This is a genomic window from Pacificispira sp. HM-600 (assembly GCF_977993705.1).
Genome location: NZ_OZ388079.1, coordinates 1,492,027 through 1,509,546 on the forward strand (window position 1 = coordinate 1,492,027; position 17,520 = coordinate 1,509,546).

Consider the following 17,520-nt stretch of genomic DNA (forward strand, 5'->3'; position numbering starts at 1 on the left):
CCTGCGCCATCAAAAGCGTATGTCGCTCGGTTTTTATTGGCAAGAGGCATCCGGTCTACGCTCTACCCATGAATCGACGAGGCTCCTACGCGAAAGGCGTTGCCAAACGCGAAGAGATCCTCACGACGGCGCTCGACGTGATCGCTCGCGAAGGCCTGCGGCGGACGTCGGTTCGAGAGTTGGCGGATGCTGCGGGACTCAGCCAAGCGGGACTGCTGCACTATTTCGACAGCAAGGAAGAGCTCTACACCGCAATCCTCCGCAAGCGCGACGAGGTCGAGCACGCGTCGCACGCACCCCGGGCAGAGCGCGAGGGGACAGCCGGTAATGCCGCCGAAGCGGTGCTGACATCGTTTCTCGACATCATTCGACACAACGCGGATGTACCCGGCCTGGTTCAGCTGTTCGCGCATATCTCGGTCGACGCGGCAGCGCCCGAGCATCCGGCGCACGAGTTCTTCCTCGACCGTCGGCGCTACCTCGGCGAACTCCTGATCCCGGCGATCACGACACTCCAGAACGAGGGGCGGATCGTCGACACCATTCCCCCCGCCACCCTCGCGACGGTGGTGCACGCTCTCGCCGACGGTCTGCAAACGCACTGGCTGCTCGACCCGAACCTCGACATGGCCGGAACGATCGACGCCCTGTTCCGCGCCCTCGACCCCCGAGTGGAGAACACCCGATGACCCCGACTGCCCCCGAGGCACACACCCTGCAGGGAGCCGTGCGCGGCATTCGCCACCGTACGCCTGGCGGCACCGGCGAGGCGTATCTCGGCATCCCGTTCGCCGAACCGCCCGTCGGCGACCTGCGCTTCGCTGCCCCCTCCGCGCCGCGTCCCGGGGAAGGCGTGCGCGACGCATCCGCATACGGGCCCACTCCCCTTCGGCATGACTTCGCCGACACCACCCTGATTCCCGAGCCGCCCGTGCCGGGCGACGCCACCTTGAACGTCAACGTCTTCACCCCCGCCGCCGATCCCGGCTCGCGCCTGCCGGTGTGGGTCTGGATTCACGGGGGCGGCTACACAACCGGGTCCCCCGCCAGCCCGTGGTTCGACGGTGCGGCGTTCGCCCGTGACGGGGTCGTGACGGTCACGCTGTCGTACCGGCTGGGCTTCGACGGGTTCGGATGGATCGAGGGCGCACCGCAGAACCGCGCGGTGCGCGACTGGCTCGCAGCCCTTGAGTGGGTGCGAGCGAACATCGGCTTCTTCGGCGGTGACCCCGACCGCGTCACGATCGCCGGGCAGTCGGCCGGCGGCGGCGCCGTGCTGACGTTGCTCGGGATGCCCGCGGCCCAACACCTGTTCCACCAGGTCTGGTGCTCGTCGCCCGCCCTCGGCGACATCGCAGCAGATCGGGCTCGCGCGATCGGCGCTCGCCTCGCCCAGCACCTCGGCGTCGCGCCCGACCGCGAGGGTTTCGCCACAATGGGTCCCGATGCGATCGTCGACGCCCAGGAACGCGCCACGCAAGAGCCCGACGCGAAGGGCCTGGCCGTCGCCCGCGGCCTGCTACGTGACGGCGTCGGCCTCGGTCCGGTCATCGACGGCGACCTGATTCCCCGGCCGACGCTCGAATCCCTCCGCGCGGGAATCGGTGCCAACAAGCCGCTCGTCATCGGCGCGAACGACGACGAGTTCACGATGATCACGATGGGTTCGAAGATTCTGCGCTTCGTCCCCGCGCGTCTCGCCCTGCGCGCTCTCGGTGCGAGCCGGAGGGTGGCTTCGCGCTACCTGAAAGACAATCGTGCGGTTCGGGGGCGCGGAACCGGCCGGCTCGTGGGTCGGTACGTGACCGACCACACATTCCGCGCGGGCGTGGCGCGCGTCGCCGATGCCCGGGCCAGTGCGGCGGGGAGCACGGATGCGCCGAGCGCCGGCACCTGGCTGTACCGGCTCTCCTGGATCTCACCGACGCACGGCATCGCCCTGCACTGTCTCGATGTGCCCTTCCTCTTCGACGTGCTGAATGCGCCTCGGGTGAGCGCGATCGCGGGCGACGCGCCCCCGCGCGCACTTGCCGCCGCGATGCACGGCGCCGCCGTCGAGTTCGTGCGCGACGGGGAGCCCGGTTGGGCGGCGACATCCCAGGGCAGACGTGGCGCCGCGCGGGTTTTCGATGTCGGAAGCTCATCTCCCGACATCGTTTCGGACGCCTACGCGTCGGTGGCCGCGCTCGGCTGACGACGGATCTCGGCCCCCGGCATCCGTCTCGCCATCACGTCGATCGCGTCGGGGTTGTGATCGATCAGCACCGCGCGCCGCCCGAGCTCGCCCGCGACGGCGCCCGTCGTGCCGCTGCCCGCGAAGGGATCGAGCACGGTATCGCCGGGGCGGGTCGATGCCGCGATCATGCGACGCAGGATCCCCTCGGGCTTCTGCGTCGGATATCCGGTCTTCTCCCGCCCTGTGGTGGGCACGATCGTGTGCCACCAGACATCCGTCGGCAGCTTTCCGCGCGCGGCCTTCTCGGGTGTGACCAACCCCGGCGCCATGTACGGTTCGCGATCGACGGCGTCGGAGTCGAAGACGTAGTTAGCCGGATCCTTGACGTAGACGAGGATCGTGTCGTGCTTGGTCGGCCACCGGCTGCGCGATTTGGCCCCGTAGTCGTATGCCCAGATGATCTCGTTCAAGAAGCAGTCCCGCCCGAAGAGGGCGTCGAGAGCCACCTTGGCGTAGTGCGACTCTCGGTAGTCGAGGTGCAGGTACAGCGTCCCGTCCGCGGTGAGAAGACGCCAGGCCTCCGCAAGGCGCGGCGCCAGGAAGTCCCAATAGTCGGTGAAGCGATCATCGTATGAACGGAGCAGGCCGACGACCCGCTCGTAGTCGCGGCCGTGGAAACCCCGGAAGACCGGGGCCGGGCTCACCAGAGCGGGCGCCTCCGCGGCCTGCGGGCGGGAGGAACCCTCTGTGGCGAGCGGGCGGGACGTGTGAATCGCTCTGCCCTGCACGCGGCCCGTGTTGAACGGCGGGTCGAGATAGATCAGCGAGAAAGAAGCATCCGGCATCGCGGCCATCGCCTGCAGGTTGTCATCCTGGACGACGACGACGGATGCTCCGGGCGCTGCGCCGATGACGGCCGCTTCGGGCGCTGGGTCGGTCACGGCACGCGGCGCAGCCAGGCGTCGGTCGCAAACTTCGACTCGACGAGTGCCGCCGCCTCGGCATATTCCTCGTCCGTGATATGTCCGGACTCGGCTCCGTAGAGGCGTGTGAAGGTTTGAACGAAGCGCTCGATCACCTCGTCGCGGGCCAGTCCCGTCTGCCGACGAAGGGGATCGACCCGCTTCGCGGCCGACACCGTGCCCTTGTCGCTCAGCTTCTCGCGACCGATGCGCAAGACCTCGGTCATCATCTGGCCGTCGATGTCGTAGCTGAGCGTCGCGTGATGCAGCACTCCACCGTTCGCGAGGCGTTTCTGGGCCGCACCGCCGATCTTGCCCGTGGGGCTCGCGATGTCGTTGAGCGGCTGGTAGGTCGCCTCGATGCCGAGGGAGCGAAGGGCCTGCAGCACCCAATCGTCGAGGAAGGCATACGACTCCGCGAAGGTCATGCCCGAGACGAGCGCCGCCGGAACGTAGAGGGAGTATGTGATGATCTGCCCCGCGGCCATCATCATCGCCCCGCCGCCCGAGATTCGACGGACGACATCGAATCCGTGGCGCGTCGCGCCCTCCGGGTCGACCTCATTGCGCAACGACTGGAACGATCCGATGACGACCGCCGACTCGTTCCACTCCCAGATGCGGAGTGTCGGACGTCGTCGCCCATCTCCGACACGAGCGGTCAGCACCTCATCGAGCGCGAGGTTCATGCGCGGCGAGACGGCAGGCTCGTGCACGACCTCCCAGTCGAAGTCGCTCCAGCCGGGCGCGGTCACGAGCGCCCGCCGCACCGCCGTGCCGACGGATTCCGGCGTGAAACCGAGCATCTGCGTGTCGGACGGAAGCGCCGCGCGCACCGCCGCCGCGATCGCCGTGACATCGGACGTTTCGGGTAGCCCTCGCACGGCGGCATCGATGGCTTCGAGGGCCGTGTCGGGCTCGAGGAAGAAGTCACCGGCCAGGTGGAAGTCAGAGATCAGGCCGTCGCGTACCTCGAGGTCGACGACGACGAGCTTGCCACCCGGGACCTTGTATTCGCCGTGCATGGCTCCAGACTAGGCGCGAACGGGAAAGCGCTTCTCGATCCAGGCCAGAAGGTCCGCACGGACCTCGACCTGCTGCACCTCGTTGAACACCTCGTGTCGGGCACCCGGGTAGATGAGCGTGGTGATGTCATCGAGCCCGCCGCGCTCGCGATACGCCCGGGCGAGACGGTGCGCGGATGTCGCGCCCCCGACCGTGTCTTCGCGTCCCACCATGATCAACACCGGCAGATCGGCGGTGCGCAGGTCGCGCAGCCCTCGCCGCGGTCGCCCGAAGAGTCGCGCCGCATCGATCGGACCGAAAAGCGCGAGCAGCGGGCGGTCGGTGGTCAGCGGGTCGGCGCCGAAGGCCTCCCCCACTGCGGGGTCGGACGAGAGCCACTCGCGCCCCGTGGCATCCGGCCCCTTCCACGGCGCATTGAGCGGCCCGGAATTGAGCGACGCGGGCCACCGCAGCGCCGTTCCGGTCAGGATCACGGCGTCGTAGGCGTCGGGGTGATCGTTCACGAGGATCTGAGCGAGGAACGACCCCCACGAGTGCCCCAGCAACACGAGCGGCAACTCGCGGTTCTCGGCGCGGATCAGCTCGGTGAACTGCCAGAGCGCCGCGACCGTGGCGGGCATGCCGCCCTTGCCCAGGCGCCCGAGATCGGCGGGGTCGCCATGCTGACGCAACCCCGTGCGACCATGACCGCGGTGATCGTCCGCGTACACCGTGTACCCGTTCGCGGTCAGGTCGTCGATCACTCGGGCATAGCGACCCGCGTGCTCGCCCACGCCGTGCAGCAATTGCACGACAGCTCGGGCGGGAGTCGAGGCGGGATGGACGTCGTAAACGATCGTCACGCCGTGGGCGTCGGTGTACTCCGGCATACCTCGAACCTACCGCCGAGAGCACCCTCACACGGGTGTAGAGTCGCGCCGTTCACGCGAGAAAGTGCCCCACCATGATCGATCGCTCCAACCGCCGTTGGGCGGGCTTGGTCTTCATCAGCATCGCCGTGTCGTTGATCATCGTCGACTCGACGATCGTCAACGTCGCGGTCCCCTCGATCGTCGACGAGCTGGGGCTCACCTCGACCGAGGTGCAGTGGGTGCAAGAGGCCTACACGCTCGTGTTCGCCTCGCTGCTGCTGTTGTTCGGCACCCTCGCCGACCGGATCGGACGACGTCGGCTGCTGCTGATCGGCGTGACGATCTTCGTCATCTCATCGGTCTTCGCCGCACTCGCGCCCGAGGCGCGCCTGCTGATCCTGGCGCGTCTCGTGCAGGGCATCGGCGGCGCCATGATCTTGCCGACGACCCTGTCGCTGATCAACGCGACCTTCCGCGGCCGCGAGCGCGGAATCGCCTTCGCCGTCTGGGGCTCGACGATCGGGGGCATGGCGGCGGTCGGCCCGCTCCTCGGCGGATGGCTCACCACGTCGTTCTCGTGGCGCTGGGCTTTTGCGATCAACATTCCCCTCGGCATCCTGATCTTCATCGGCGTGCTCCTCACCATCAACGAGTCGCGTGAGAGCACACGCCGGGCGCTCGACCTCGTCGGCGCGGCCCTGTCGGTGCTGATCTTCGGCCCGCTCGTCTTCGGCCTGATCGAGGGCCGTACCTACGGCTGGTGGCTCGCCGATCGCCCCTTCTCGATCGGTGGACTGACGTGGCCCGGGCCGCTGTCGCCCGTGCCCGTCGCGTTCGTGGTGACGGCCCTCGCGCTCGTCGCGTTCCTCGTCTGGACGCGCTACCGGCAGCACGTCGGGCGCAGTTCATTGCTCGATCTCTCGCTCTTCCGCATCGGGTCGTTCCGCAACGGCAACATCGCGGCGCTGGTCATCTCACTCGGTGAGTTCGGGTTGATCCTCTCGCTGCCGCTCTGGCTTCAGTTCGTGCTCGGCTTCGACGCACTGCAGACCGGGCTCGTCCTGCTCGCCCTCGCGATCGGCTCGTTCTTCGCCAGCGGCATCGTCGGGGCAACATCGGGGCGCATCCGGCCCGTCGTGATGGTGCGGATCGGAATCCTCGCGAGATGATCGGGGTCGCCTGGGTGGCGTTCATCATCGCGCCCGATGCGGGATGGGGATGGCTGCTGCCCGCGCTCTTCGTCTACGGCTTCGGTGTCGGGTTGGCGACGGCGCAGCTGACGGGCGTGATCCTGCAGGATGTGCCCGTGTCGCTCTCGGGTCAGGGATCGGGTGCGCAGTCGACCGCGCGCCAGGTGGGGTCGGCTCTCGGCATCGCGATCCTCGGCACGGTGCTATTCGCCGGCACGGCGGGCGTCCTCACCTCTCGACTCGACGACGCGGGCGTGCCGGTCGCCGAGCGCGATCAGCTTGTCAGCGCGGTGGTCGATTCCGCGGGCGGTGCGATCGCGGGCCTGGGCGAGAACCCCGAAACGGCGCCCTTCGTGGATGACGCGAAGGAGGCGTTCTCGGATGGCACGCGCTTCGCCGCGTTCACAGCCGCAGGATTCTTGGCGGTCGGGCTCGTCGCGACGCTGTCGCTCGGCTCGGCCCGCAGGCCGGACGACCAAGACGAAGAAAACGTTGCCGAGACGGCCGCTCCGTAGGCGCCGGATCATGCCCGGGTGCCGCGCGGATCAGCCCGATACTGCGGTATTCAGAGCCGGCCAGATCTCATCGGGGACATCGATCGCGACCAGTTCGTCGAGCTCTCGGAGACGCTCAACGGTCTTGATCCCCACGACGGTCGAGTCCACGAGCGGCGACCGGAGCGAATAGTGCAGGGCCGCAGCGGGAACCGGAACGCCGTAGTCACCGCACACCTCCTCGATCCGGCGCAGCCGCTCGAGGATCTCGTCCGACGGCGCACCGTAGGTGAAGGTGGAGGAGGCACCCTTGGCGAGGATGCCGCTGGCAAACGGGGCAGCATTGAACACCGTCATCCCCCGAGCCTGAGCCCGCTCGAACAGCGGCGTCGCGGATTGCCCGAGCAGCGTGAAGCAATTGTGGCTGAGGACAGCGTCGAAGGCACCGGTCTCGATGTACTCGATCATCTCGTCGATGGGATACGTCGCTATCCCGATCGCACCGACGACACCCGCGTCGCGCAACTCGAGAAGCCCCTCCACAGCGCCGCCCCGCCCCATCGCCTCGGCGACGCTGACGGCGTAGGGGTCATGAAAGTGCAGAAGCCGCACCCGATCGATCCCCAGTCGAGCACAGCTCTCGTCGAACGACCGCAGCACACGGTCGCGATCGAACGCCCCCGTGACGGGGTCCACATCGACCTTGGTGATGACGCGGGATGTCGCTTCCCCGCCGGCCTCGGCGAGCGCCAGACCCAGCACGGCCTCGGATCGCCCCTCGGAGTAGTTGTTCGATGTGTCGATGTAGGCGTGCGCGGACGCGAACATGGCGACCGCACTCGCGACGGCGGCTGCCTCCTCTCGGCTACCGGGTTCGGTATTCCGGCCGAGTCCAGACGTCCCGAGCGTGACCTTGCTGGGAATAAGAGCGCTGGGCGTGAAAGGGCTGGGGGTGAGAGTGATGATGCTGCCTCCTCGCGTGATCCATCAGTTTGCCACGACTATCAATTCCTTAGCATAGGTAATGACCTATGCTAAGGATCTATGTCGTCGCCCAACCTCGCCTCCGAAGCGTCTGCCGTCCGGCTCGCCGTCATGCGCTTCTCGCGACGCCTGCGCGCCGAGCGAGCGGTCAACTCGATGAGCGACGGGCAGATCGCGGTGCTCGGATGGCTGAACCTCAAGGGCCCCCACACGCTCGGTGAACTCGCCGAGCGTGAGCGTGTCTCGGCACCGTCGATGAACCGGATCATCAACTGCCTCGAGGAGTCCGGCTACGTCACCCGCACCTCGGACGCCGACGACCGCCGCAAGGTCAACATCGCCCTCAGCGATGCTGGGCGTGAGGTCGTGGCCGAAACGGTTCGCTTGCGCGACGCCTGGCTCGAGGCAGCGCTGGCCGATCTCTCCCCCGCCGAGCGGGCAACCCTCGCCGAGGCGGCCATCATCATGGCGCGGGTGGCCGAGCGATGAGCGCCATGTTCCGATCGTTTTCGATCTTCAACTACCGGGTCTGGTTCATCGGCGCGCTGGTGTCGAACGTCGGCGCCTGGATGCAGTCGACCGCGCAGAACTGGGTCGTGCTCACGCAGCTCACCGACAACGATCCAACGGCGGTCGGCATCACCATGGCGCTCCAGTTCGGCCCGCCGCTGCTGCTCGTGAGCGTCACGGGCTGGGTCGCCGATCGGTTCGAGCGAAGGCGGCTGCTGAAGCTCACCCAGAGCATCCTGTTGCTGCTCGCCATCGCGCTCGGCGTCCTGCTGCTCGCCGGCGCCATGACGCTGCCAATGATGTACGCATTCGCGCTGGCGCTCGGCGTGGTCATGGCGTTCGACAATCCGGCCCGGCAGACCTTCGTCACCGACCTGGTCTCGCGCGAGAACACCTCGAATGCCGTCGCCCTGAACGCGGCCTCGTTCAACGGCGCGCGCCTGATCGGCCCCGCGGTGGCCGGGCTGATGATCGTCGCGGTGGGCACGGGATGGGTGTTCCTCGTCAACGCGGCCACCTTCCTCGCGACAGTCATCGCGCTGCTGTTGATCCGCCAGAAAGAACTCGTGCCCCGCGCCGTTTCGCACGCGGGGTCGCGACTAGCCGACGGCTTCCGCTACGTGCGCGTCCGGCCCGATCTGATCGTCGTGTTCGTGATGGTCTTCCTCGTGGGCGCGTTCGGTATGAACTTCCCGATCTTCGCGTCCACCATGGCGCTCGAGTTCGGCCAGGGCGCCGACGGGTTCGGTCTTCTCTCGTCGATCCTTGCGATCGGTTCCGTGGCGGGTGCGCTGCTCGCCGCACGGCGCGACCGGGCCCGCCTGCGAGTCATCGTGCTCGCTACCATCGGATTCGCGCTGGCATCCGCCACATCCGTTCTCATGCCGACCTACTGGACCTACGCGGCAACGCAGATCCTGGTGGGCCTGTCGATCGTGACGATGCTCACGACGGCCAACGGATACGTGCAGACGACGACCGAACCGAGCCTGCGCGGGCGCGTCATGGCCCTCTACCTCGCGGTCATCATGGGCGGCACACCTATCGGTGCACCGATCGTGGGTTGGGTGGCCGCCGAACTCGGCCCCCGCGCGGCGATCCTCGTCGGCTCGGCCGCCGGTCTCACGGCGTTCATCATCGGGGTGACCTGGCTGCTGGCTTCGGGGCGCCTGCACCGCCATCGCACGCGTCGCTTCGCCCTGTCACTGGATCAGACGCGGCCGATCTCGGTCGTTGCGGGCGCGAACCCGACGCAGACCTAACACCACGACCGCGCGTGTCAACCGCCTTCCGCGTGCGCCCGGCCCGTGGTTTGGTGGGCGCCTCAGCGAAAGGAGGCAATCATGCCGCGCGGAAAGGACTCACGTCTGAAGGACCCGGAGATGTACGAGGCACTGCGAGATGACGGCGCCTCAAAAGAGAAGGCCGCACGGATCTCCAATGCCGCGGGCGGTACGAAAAAGGGCAGGTCCCGCGTCGGCAGCAGAGGTGGCGAGTCCGGCAGCTACGAAGACTGGACGGTTCCCGAGCTGAAGAAGCGCGCGAAGGAACTAGGACTTTCGGGCTACTCGGGCAAGAAGAAGGACGAACTGATTCGCACCCTCCGAGACCACTGACTCAGCCGCCCGGCCTCACACGCCGATCTCACACCTCGGAAGGCCCGCCCTGATCTGGAGGCTCAGGCCTCGCGCGTGATCGTGACGCGCACGAACAGCTGGCTCTTGAACGGGCCGGCGTACACGCCCCGGAGCGGCGGAACATCGTTGTAGTCACGCCCCCGGCCCACGAGCACGTGACGGTCACCGATTTCGATGTTGTTCGTCGGATCGAATCCCTGCCACTCGCCGGCGAACCACTCGACCCAGGCGTGGGACTCGCCCGTGACCGCGACACCGACCGCGGCGTCCGGCTTCGGGTGAAGGTATCCCGACACGTACCGCGCGGGGATCCCGACGGATCGCAGCGCCCCGAGCGCGATGTGCGCCATGTCTTGGCAGACGCCCTTGCGGGCATCCCACGCCTCGGCGGCGGTCGAGTGCACGCCGGTCACCCCCGACATGTATTCGACCGCATCGCCGATCGCGACGACGATGTCGTGCGCGGCCCGACCCGGGTCGTCGTGCTGGGACGCTATGGTCCGAGCGATCTCGGCAACGTCGGGATGCGGCATCGTCCGGTTCGTCTGTGCCAGCTGCTCCACCGTTTCGATCGAGCGAGCGGCCTCGGCCGCGAGCCACTCCCACGTGATGCCGCTGTGCTCGATGGGCCGTGGACGGACCTCGACCAGGCTGCGGGCCGTGATCTGCAGGTCGGCATGGGGCGAGAGAACATCGAAGGCGCTCACCCGGGTGCCGAAGTAGTCGACGTAGGTGTTGACGGATGTCGAGGGCTCGATGTCGAGCGACGAACTCAGCACGAACTGGCTCTCCGTGGTGCCGGGAAGCATCCGTGCCTCGTTGTACGACGCCGAAACGTCGCCCTGGTACGAGAATCCGGTCGCGTGCTCGATCCTCAGGCGCTTCACGAGATCTCCCCGATCCAGCTCGGTTCCGCCCGAGTCGGGAAGAACCGTTGGCGAATCGCCTCGGATGCCTCGCGCGTGACGCTCTGCACGCGGTCCATATGGCGGGGAAGTTCGCCCAAGATCTCACCGATCGGTCGATACTCGAGATCGTTGCGAATCTGCCCGAGCGCGCGCATCACGTTATTGGAATGTCCCACGCGGTCCGCGCGGGGGTCGATCGCGCTCATGCAGTCCTCGGCACGCTGGATGGAATAGATGATCGAACGGGGGAAGAGCCGGTCGAGCAGCAGGAACTCGGCCGCGTTCTTCGCGGACGGCATGCCGCGATAGGTCCGCAGGTACGCCTCGTATGCTCCGCAGGACCTCAGGATCGTCGTCCACGACGGGCCGGATGCCTCGGTCAGCGAGCGCGTCGCGAGCAAACGTGCGGTCATGTCGGCCCGTTCGATGCTGCGGCCCAGGGTGAAGAACTGCCACGACTCGTCGCGGCTGGTCGACGAGTCCACGATGCCGGTCGCGAGTGCGGCGCGCTCGCGCACCCACTGGAAGAACTCGTGCACCTTGTCGGTCTGTAGACGGCGCGGCATCCGCGCGCTCGTCGTGTTCAGGACCTCCCACAGTTCGGTCGAGACGATCTCTCGGGCTCGCCGAGCGTTCTCGCGCGCGGCTGTCAGCGAGTAGGCGATGCTCGCGGGGTTCATCCGGTCCACAGCCAACCGTGCCAGCACGTCGTCGCGGCGAATCGTCTCGGATGTGGCAGGAGCGGCCGAGCCCATGACGGTGAGCATCGCGCGGCACGCGATCTCTTCATCGATCCACGGATCCTCGAGCAGAAGCTGCAGGTGCACATCCAGGATGCGTGCGGTGCCATCGCTGCGTTCGATGTAACGGCCGATCCAGAACAGACTTTCAGCAATGCGGCTCAGCATGATTCGTCCTCGGCACCGGTCGTTTCGTCTCGCTGCGCTCGCTCAACGACCGACCGTCCGTCGGTCGTTGAGCGAGGCGCGAAGCGACGAGACGAAACGGGAGTACTGCCCTCGCTCTGCTGCTGCTGTTGCTCCTGCTGCTCGATGCGACTGCGGGGGCGGTCCTGCGGCGAATGGCTGACCTCGGACTGTCGCTCGTCCTCGCCCTCGTCGTAGATGATCGAGATCGACTCGGTCACCGTCGCGGCCTGATCCGCCACGAGTCCCGCCATTCCGTGCCCCTGGCCGTACTCGACGTGCGTCGGCGCGGAGCCTCCCACGATCCAGGTGTCCTTCGACCCGCCGCCCTGGCTCGAGTTGACGACGAGTTCACCCTCGGGCAGCGCGACGCGGGTCAACCCACCGGGCAGCACCCAGATGTCGTCACCATCATTCACGGCAAAAGGACGCAGGTCCGCGTGACGCGGGCGCATCCCGTCCTCGACCAGGGTCGGGATCGTCGAGAGCATCATGACGGGCTGTGCGATCCAGCCGCGGGGATCGGCGATCAGCCGTTTGTGCAGCTGATCGAGTTCGGCACGCGAGGCATCCGGTCCGACGACCAGCCCTTTGCCACCCGAGCCGTCCACGGGCTTGACCACGAGTTCGGGCAGACGATCCAGCACCTCTTCGAGCGCACCCGGATCTTCGAGGCGCCAGGTATCGACGATCGGCAGGATCGGCTCTTCCGAGAGGTAGTAGCGGACGAGGTCGGGCGTGTAGGTGTAGAGCAGCTTGTCATCGGCCACGCCGTTGCCGACCGCGTTGGCGATCGTGACGTTGCCGAGCCGCGCGGCGAGCATCACTCCGGGGGCTCCGAGCATCGAGTCGCTCCGGAACTTGAGGGGATCGAGGAAGTCGTCGTCGACGCGGCGGTAGATGACATCGACCCGACGGGGCCCGCGGGTCGTGCGCATGAAGACCTTGCCGCCCGCGCACAGCAGGTCACGCCCTTCGACGAGCTCCACACCCATCAGCCGGGCGAGCAGCGTGTGCTCGAAGTAGGCGGAGTTGTAGACGCCCGGAGTCAGGACGACGACGTTCGGCTCGTCGATTCCGGGCGGGGCGGATGCCCGGAGCGCGGCGAGGAGCTTGTTCGGGTAGTCGCCGACCGGTCGGACCCGCATCGACACGAAAAGTTCGGGAAGCGTCTGCGCCATGACACGACGGTTCGAGATGACGTAGCTCACACCGCTCGGCACACGCACGTTGTCTTCGAGGACGCGCATCTTGCCGTGCTCGTCTCGGATCAGGTCGATGCCCGACACCTGGATGCGCACACCGTTGGCGGAATGGATGCCGTGGGCCTGGCGATAGAAGTACTGCGACGAGGCGATGAGCTGCGCCGGAATCACGCCATCGCGGACGCAGTTCTGCCGTCCATACGCGTCATCCAGGAACGCCTCGAGAGCGCGCACGCGCTGCTTGATGCCCGCTTCGACATGCGACCACTCGTCGAAGTCGATGATGCGCGGAACGGCATCCAACGGGAAGGGCCGCTCTTCGCCCGCGAAGTCGAACGTGACACCCTGGGCCAGATACGAGCTCGCGAGCGAGTCGGTGCGCCCGCGTAACTCTTCTTGAGTCATCCGGGCAAGAGCCTGATAGAGCTCGCGATATGCCTGTCGGGACTCCGCGAGGGCTCCCGGATGCTCCGGCCCGCCGAACATCTCGTCGTAGGCGGGAAGGCCCTCGGCTGTCTTCCGCGGCGCAAGAGTTGAGCCGTAGCCGTCGAAAAGGTCACCCATCCCCCGAGCCTAGCCGTGGCCGTGTTGCCGCGATGTTTCGGTCTCGGCGCGGCTCACACACCTCCGCGACGGCTCATAGCGAATGCACTGCTCAGCCCCGCCCGCCGCGGCGTAGGCGCACGTAGGCTCTCACCATGACGCAGAGCGAGCGGCAACCGGGCCGGGTTTCGGCGGGCTGGGCCGGCGTCGCCGCGGTCGCGTTCGGGGCCGGCCTCGGCGAGTTGGCGGCGGCGATCATCTCGCCCACGGCCAGCCCTACGGCAAGCATCGGCTCGCTCATGATCGACCTCGCCCCACCGTGGGCCAAGGATCTGGCGATCGCCCTCTTCGGCACCCTCGACAAGATCGCGCTCCTCACCGGCATCGCCGTGGTCCTGGCACTCGTCGCCGCGGCGGCGGGTCTGCTCGAGACGCGACGACCACCCTGGGGTCGTGTGATCGTCCTGGCTCTCGGCGCGTTCGGCGTTCTGGCCGCCATGACCCGGGCGAACGCGACGGCGGTGTCGTGGCTGCCCTCGGTGATCTCGGCGGCGGCGGCCGCCGTCGCGCTCGGGATGATCGTGCGGCGGCTGCCGCGGCGGAGCCCGGCGAGTGTGGCGGTGTCGGTTGCCGCGACGGATGCGCCGACCACCCCCGCCCGGGACGGTGCCGATCCGGACCGACGTCGGTTCCTCGTCTGGAGCGTGGGAGCCGCGGTGATCGGAGGCTTCGCCGCCGTCGGCTCCACCGTGGTGCGCTCGGGGAGTCGAGCCGCGACGGCCGTTCGCGACGCCATCCGCCTCCCCGCTCCGGCGACCACGGCGGCACCCGTGCCGGCCGGCGCCGAGTTGAACATCGAGGGCCTCACCCCCGTCATCACGCCGAACGACCAGTTCTACCGCATCGACACCGCGCTCATCGTGCCGCAGGTCGACCCCGCCGAGTGGTCGCTGCGGATCCACGGGATGGTCGAAGAAGAGATCACGATCGGCTGGGATGAGCTGCTCGCGCTGCCTCTGGAAGAGAGCGTCACGACTCTGACGTGCGTCTCGAACGACGTGGGCGGCGATCTGATCGGAAATGCCCTGTGGCTCGGCTATCCGATCCGGCAGCTGCTGGAACGCGCGCGCCCCACATCCGGGGCCGACATGGTGCTCTCGCGCTCGATCGACGGCTTCACCGCGAGCAGCCCGATCGAGGCGTTGACCGACGATCGCAATGCGATCCTTGCGGTCGCCATGAACGGCGACCCCTTGCCCGCCGAGCACGGCTTCCCCGTGCGGATGGTGGTTCCGGGCCTGTACGGCTACGTTTCGGCGACGAAGTGGGTCGTCGAGATGGAGGTCACGACCTTCGCGGATGCGACCGCGTACTGGACAGACCGTGGGTGGTCGGAACGGGGCCCCATCAAGCTGCAGTCGCGCATCGACGTGCCACGCAGCGGATCGGTGCTCGCCGCGGGCGACACGGTCATCGCCGGGGTGGCGTGGCAGCAGCACGTCGGTATCTCGGGCGTCGAAGTCCAGATCGATGGCGGCGACTGGCAGGACGCGACGCTCGCCACCGCGATCTCGGACGACACGTGGGTGCAGTGGAGCCTGCCGTGGGCCGCGGCATCCGGTGAGCACACCATCCGCTGCCGTGCGACGAACGTCGAGGGTGAAACGCAGACGAGCGACGTGCAGGGTGTCGTGCCCGACGGCGCGACGGGTTGGGATGAGCTCAGCATCCGCGTGAGCTGACGCTCGGTTCGGACGTTTCGTCTCGCTGCGCTCGCTCAACGACCGAGGTTCCGGTCATTGAGCGAGGAGCGCAGCGACCGAGGTTCCGGTCATTGAGCGAGGAGCGCAGCGACGAGACGAAATGCCCGCTCGTCAGTCGGCGAGCACGAGACGCAGCTGTTCGACAGCCCAATCGAGCTCGGTCGCACGGACTACGAGGGGCGGGGCGATCCGGATCGTCTGACCGTGGGTGTCCTTCACGAGCACACCCCGAGCGAGCAGCTTCTCGGCCACCTCGCGACCCGTGCCGATCGCCGGGTCGATGTCGACGCCCGCCCAGAGCCCGGCCCGGCGCACCGCGGTCACGCCCGAGCCGACCAGCTCCGCGAGCTTCGCCCCGAGGTGTTCGCCCAGCGCGAGGGCACGCTCCTGGAACTCGCCCGATGCCAGCATCTCGACGACCCGCAGACCGACCGCGGCGGCCAGCGGGTTACCGCCGAACGTCGACCCGTGCTCCCCGGGCCGGATGACGCCCAGCACATCGGCGTTCGCGACGACCGCAGAAAGGGGCAGGATGCCTCCGCCCAGTGCCTTGCCCAGCAGGTACACGTCGGGCACGACGTCCTCACGATCGCAGGCGAAGGTCGTGCCGACGCGTCCGAGCCCGGACTGGATCTCGTCCGCGATCATCAGCACACCGTGGCGCTCGGTGATCTCGCGCACCGCGCGCAGGTAGCCCTCGGGCGGCACGATCACACCGGCCTCGCCCTGGATCGGCTCTATCAGCACGGCCGCGGTGTTCTCGTCGATCGCGGCCTCGATCGCGGCGGTATCGCCGAACGGGACCTGCACGAACCCGGGCGCGTACGGCCCGAAGTCGTTGCGCGCCTGCGGATCATCGCTGAAGCCGACGATCGTGGTCGTTCGGCCGTGGAAGTTGCCGTCCGCGACGACGATGGTCGCCGCATCCGGGGCGATGCCCTTGACCCGATAGCCCCAGGCGCGCGCGAGCTTGATGCCGGTCTCGACGGCCTCGGCGCCCGTGTTCATCGGAAGCACCATGTCTTTTCCGGCAAGCTCGGCGAGCGCTGCGGCGAAGGGACCGAGCCGGTCGTTGTGATAAGCCCGGCTCGTCAGCGTCAGGCGATCGAGCTGCTCGCGCGCGGCCTCGAGGATCGCCGGATGTCCGTGGCCGAAGTTCAACGCCGAGTAGGCCGAGAGCAGGTCGAGGTAGCGTTTGCCCTCGACATCCGTGACCCACGCGCCATCACCCCGTGCGATGACGACGGGCAGCGGGTGGTAGTTGTGGGCGAGGTGTTCGCCCTCGAGCGCGACGACACGGATGCTCGCGGTGTCGAGATTCGTCATGATGCGCGGCCTCTCAATTCCAGCGTGCAGCATTTGATGCCACCGCCGCCGAGCAGCAGCTCGGACAGGTCGATCAGGATCGGGTTGTAGCCCCGCTCGCGCAGCTGCGCTTCGAAGCCCGTCGCGCGGGGCGAGATCAGCACGTTCCGCCCGTCGCTCGCCGAGTTCAGGCCGAAGACGTCGCCGTCCGCCTCCGAGACACGGATGGCGTCGGGGTAGCGCTCGGCGAGTACGGCCTGGCTCGCGGCATCGAAGGCCTGGGGCAGATAGGCGATGGTGGCATGATCTGATCCTCCGCGCTCGGCACCCTGCACGGGGTCGAGCACAGCGATCGCGGTGTCGAGGTGGTAGAACCGAGGGTCGGTCAGGGTCAGGCTCACGACCTCGCGCCCGAAGACCTCGCCCACTTCGCGGTGGCTGTCACCCGTCGAGCGGAAGCCGGTGCCGGCCAGGATCGTGTCGCCGACGAGGAGGATGTCGCCCTCGCCCTCGTTGGTCTCGACGGCCTCGGTGAGTTCGAACCCGTTCGCGGCGAACCAGGCGTTGAAGTGCGCGGCCTCGGGGGCGCGCTCGGCGAAGTGGAACTTCGGCCCGTAGGCGACGCCGTCGATCAGGAATCCGCCGTTGGCCGTGTAAACCATGTCGGGCAGGCCGGGCACGGGATCGATCAGCTCGACCTCGTGCCCGAGCGCGATGTACGTGTCGTAGAGGGTCTGCCACTGCCGCAACGCCGTCTCGGTGTTGGTCGGGCGGCTGGGTTCCATCCACGGGTTGATGCTGTAGCTGACCGTGAAGTGGTCAGGCCGACACATCAGGTATCGGCGGTGCTGCGCGGCGCGTCCCGCGGTCGGCGCCGTGGTGGGCTCTGCGGCGGGGGAAAGGGGGTGCGTCGACATCTCTGCTCCTGGGTAGAGGTGCGGCGGACGCTGTCCTGAGGTCCGGCGGCCCTTCGACTCGGGCTCCCGGGGGAGCGGCGAGGAAAGGTCGGCACGAACACGCCACGGGCATTCTCTCACCCC

The 17,520-nt window shown here is 67.9% G+C and carries 16 protein-coding genes and 1 pseudogene; 8 read left to right on the forward strand and 9 right to left on the reverse strand.

Translation table 11 applies throughout. The annotated features are described in order from the left end of the window. Positions 1 to 68 precede the first annotated feature (68 nt). On the forward strand, positions 69 to 689 hold the full coding sequence (locus ACXZ1E_RS07055; protein ID WP_458042654.1) for a TetR/AcrR family transcriptional regulator: 621 nt from the start codon (positions 69 to 71) through the stop codon (positions 687 to 689). Then, on the forward strand, positions 686 to 2,194 hold the full coding sequence (locus ACXZ1E_RS07060) for a carboxylesterase/lipase family protein (protein WP_458042655.1): 1,509 nt from the start codon (positions 686 to 688) through the stop codon (positions 2,192 to 2,194). Before ACXZ1E_RS07055 ends, ACXZ1E_RS07060 begins: the two co-directional genes overlap by 4 nt. On the opposite strand, the gene ACXZ1E_RS07065 is transcribed toward ACXZ1E_RS07060, so the two are convergent. Genes ACXZ1E_RS07065 through ACXZ1E_RS07075 form a run of 3 tightly spaced genes read right to left on the reverse strand, consistent with a single transcriptional unit; the run spans position 2,167 to position 5,033 of the window. Further along, positions 2,167 to 3,117 (reverse strand): DNA-methyltransferase, encoded by a 951-nt coding sequence (locus ACXZ1E_RS07065; RefSeq protein WP_458042656.1) that lies wholly within the window; start codon positions 3,115 to 3,117, stop codon positions 2,167 to 2,169. The two genes, ACXZ1E_RS07060 and ACXZ1E_RS07065, sit on opposite strands and share 28 nt — an antisense overlap. Next, on the reverse strand, positions 3,114 to 4,163 hold the full coding sequence (locus ACXZ1E_RS07070) for a lipoyl protein ligase domain-containing protein (RefSeq protein WP_458042657.1): 1,050 nt from the start codon (positions 4,161 to 4,163) through the stop codon (positions 3,114 to 3,116). The genes ACXZ1E_RS07065 and ACXZ1E_RS07070 overlap by 4 nt, the downstream gene beginning before the upstream one ends. A gap of 9 nt (positions 4,164 to 4,172) precedes the next feature. Further along, on the reverse strand, positions 4,173 to 5,033 hold the full coding sequence (locus tag ACXZ1E_RS07075; RefSeq protein ID WP_458042658.1) for an alpha/beta fold hydrolase: 861 nt from the start codon (positions 5,031 to 5,033) through the stop codon (positions 4,173 to 4,175). 65 nt (positions 5,034 to 5,098) lie between these two features. Between ACXZ1E_RS07075 and ACXZ1E_RS07080 the strand changes: the two are divergent. Together ACXZ1E_RS07080 and ACXZ1E_RS07085 are read left to right on the forward strand one after the other, a co-directional pair. Beyond that, positions 5,099 to 6,184 (forward strand): annotated as a pseudogene (locus tag ACXZ1E_RS07080) (DHA2 family efflux MFS transporter permease subunit); the annotation flags it as partial. Then, entirely contained in the window at positions 6,181 to 6,720 is a 540-nt protein-coding gene (locus ACXZ1E_RS07085) for a hypothetical protein (protein WP_458352082.1), read from the forward strand. The pseudogene ACXZ1E_RS07080 and the gene ACXZ1E_RS07085, both read left to right, overlap by 4 nt. Positions 6,721 to 6,750: 30 nt before the next feature. Here ACXZ1E_RS07085 and ACXZ1E_RS07090 read toward each other — a convergent pair whose 3' ends face one another. After that, positions 6,751 to 7,683: an aldo/keto reductase gene (locus ACXZ1E_RS07090; RefSeq protein ID WP_458042890.1), complete on the reverse strand. Its 933-nt coding sequence runs from the start codon at positions 7,681 to 7,683 to the stop codon at positions 6,751 to 6,753. 60 nt (positions 7,684 to 7,743) lie between these two features. Between ACXZ1E_RS07090 and ACXZ1E_RS07095 the strand changes: the two genes are divergently transcribed. From ACXZ1E_RS07095 to ACXZ1E_RS07105, 3 genes are all read left to right on the forward strand, one after another. Further along, a complete protein-coding gene (locus ACXZ1E_RS07095) occupies positions 7,744 to 8,172 on the forward strand; it encodes a MarR family winged helix-turn-helix transcriptional regulator (protein WP_458042659.1) in 429 nt (142 codons plus the stop codon). Between the two features lie 5 nt (positions 8,173 to 8,177). Continuing rightward, positions 8,178 to 9,455, forward strand: a complete 1,278-nt coding sequence (locus ACXZ1E_RS07100) for an MFS transporter (RefSeq protein WP_458042660.1) — start codon at positions 8,178 to 8,180, stop codon at positions 9,453 to 9,455. Positions 9,456 to 9,536: 81 nt separating this feature from the next. Further along, positions 9,537 to 9,809 carry a DUF7218 family protein gene (locus ACXZ1E_RS07105; RefSeq protein WP_458042661.1) on the forward strand — a complete coding sequence of 91 codons (273 nt, stop codon included), beginning with the start codon at positions 9,537 to 9,539 and terminating at the stop codon, positions 9,807 to 9,809. A gap of 62 nt (positions 9,810 to 9,871) precedes the next feature. On the opposite strand, the gene ACXZ1E_RS07110 is transcribed toward ACXZ1E_RS07105, so the two are convergent. The 3 genes from ACXZ1E_RS07110 to ACXZ1E_RS07120 are packed head-to-tail and all read right to left on the reverse strand — an operon-like array spanning position 9,872 to position 13,433. Continuing rightward, positions 9,872 to 10,717, reverse strand: a complete 846-nt coding sequence (locus ACXZ1E_RS07110; RefSeq protein WP_458042662.1) for a transglutaminase family protein — start codon at positions 10,715 to 10,717, stop codon at positions 9,872 to 9,874. Further along, positions 10,714 to 11,646, reverse strand: coding sequence for an alpha-E domain-containing protein (locus tag ACXZ1E_RS07115; protein WP_458042663.1), 933 nt, complete (start codon positions 11,644 to 11,646; stop codon positions 10,714 to 10,716). Before ACXZ1E_RS07115 ends, ACXZ1E_RS07110 begins: the two co-directional genes overlap by 4 nt. Next, positions 11,640 to 13,433 (reverse strand): circularly permuted type 2 ATP-grasp protein, encoded by a 1,794-nt coding sequence (locus tag ACXZ1E_RS07120; RefSeq protein WP_458042664.1) that lies wholly within the window; start codon positions 13,431 to 13,433, stop codon positions 11,640 to 11,642. The genes ACXZ1E_RS07115 and ACXZ1E_RS07120 overlap by 7 nt, the downstream gene beginning before the upstream one ends. A 134-nt stretch (positions 13,434 to 13,567) precedes the next feature. Between ACXZ1E_RS07120 and ACXZ1E_RS07125 the strand changes: the two genes are divergently transcribed. Further along, positions 13,568 to 15,154: a molybdopterin-dependent oxidoreductase gene (locus ACXZ1E_RS07125; protein ID WP_458042665.1), complete on the forward strand. Its 1,587-nt coding sequence runs from the start codon at positions 13,568 to 13,570 to the stop codon at positions 15,152 to 15,154. Positions 15,155 to 15,286: 132 nt separating this feature from the next. On the opposite strand, the gene rocD is transcribed toward ACXZ1E_RS07125, so the two are convergent. Both rocD and ddaH read right to left on the reverse strand, forming a co-directional pair. Then, a complete protein-coding gene (rocD, locus tag ACXZ1E_RS07130) occupies positions 15,287 to 16,501 on the reverse strand; it encodes an ornithine--oxo-acid transaminase (RefSeq protein ID WP_458042666.1) in 1,215 nt (404 codons plus the stop codon). Further along, positions 16,498 to 17,397 carry a dimethylargininase gene (ddaH, locus tag ACXZ1E_RS07135; protein WP_458042667.1) on the reverse strand — a complete coding sequence of 300 codons (900 nt, stop codon included), beginning with the start codon at positions 17,395 to 17,397 and terminating at the stop codon, positions 16,498 to 16,500. The genes rocD and ddaH overlap by 4 nt, the downstream gene beginning before the upstream one ends. Positions 17,398 to 17,520: the final 123 nt, after the last annotated feature.

Bases quoted from the DNA above. Each gene is read 5' to 3' on its own strand.
- ACXZ1E_RS07085 (WP_458352082.1), top strand. From the start codon at position 6,181: ATGATCGGGGTCGCCTGGGTGGCGTTCATCATCGCGCCCGATGCGGGA.
- ACXZ1E_RS07125 (WP_458042665.1), top strand. From the start codon at position 13,568: ATGACGCAGAGCGAGCGGCAACCGGGCCGGGTTTCGGCGGGCTGGGCC.
- ACXZ1E_RS07095 (WP_458042659.1), top strand. From the start codon at position 7,744: ATGTCGTCGCCCAACCTCGCCTCCGAAGCGTCTGCCGTCCGGCTCGCC.
- ACXZ1E_RS07060 (WP_458042655.1), top strand. From the start codon at position 686: ATGACCCCGACTGCCCCCGAGGCACACACCCTGCAGGGAGCCGTGCGC.
- ACXZ1E_RS07120 (WP_458042664.1), bottom strand. From the start codon at position 13,433: ATGGGTGACCTTTTCGACGGCTACGGCTCAACTCTTGCGCCGCGGAAG.
- ACXZ1E_RS07105 (WP_458042661.1), top strand. From the start codon at position 9,537: ATGCCGCGCGGAAAGGACTCACGTCTGAAGGACCCGGAGATGTACGAG.
- ACXZ1E_RS07115 (WP_458042663.1), bottom strand. From the start codon at position 11,646: ATGCTGAGCCGCATTGCTGAAAGTCTGTTCTGGATCGGCCGTTACATC.
- ddaH (WP_458042667.1), bottom strand. From the start codon at position 17,397: ATGTCGACGCACCCCCTTTCCCCCGCCGCAGAGCCCACCACGGCGCCG.
- ACXZ1E_RS07070 (WP_458042657.1), bottom strand. From the start codon at position 4,163: ATGCACGGCGAATACAAGGTCCCGGGTGGCAAGCTCGTCGTCGTCGAC.
- rocD (WP_458042666.1), bottom strand. From the start codon at position 16,501: ATGACGAATCTCGACACCGCGAGCATCCGTGTCGTCGCGCTCGAGGGC.
- ACXZ1E_RS07075 (WP_458042658.1), bottom strand. From the start codon at position 5,033: ATGCCGGAGTACACCGACGCCCACGGCGTGACGATCGTTTACGACGTC.
- ACXZ1E_RS07055 (WP_458042654.1), top strand. From the start codon at position 69: ATGAATCGACGAGGCTCCTACGCGAAAGGCGTTGCCAAACGCGAAGAG.
- ACXZ1E_RS07100 (WP_458042660.1), top strand. From the start codon at position 8,178: ATGTTCCGATCGTTTTCGATCTTCAACTACCGGGTCTGGTTCATCGGC.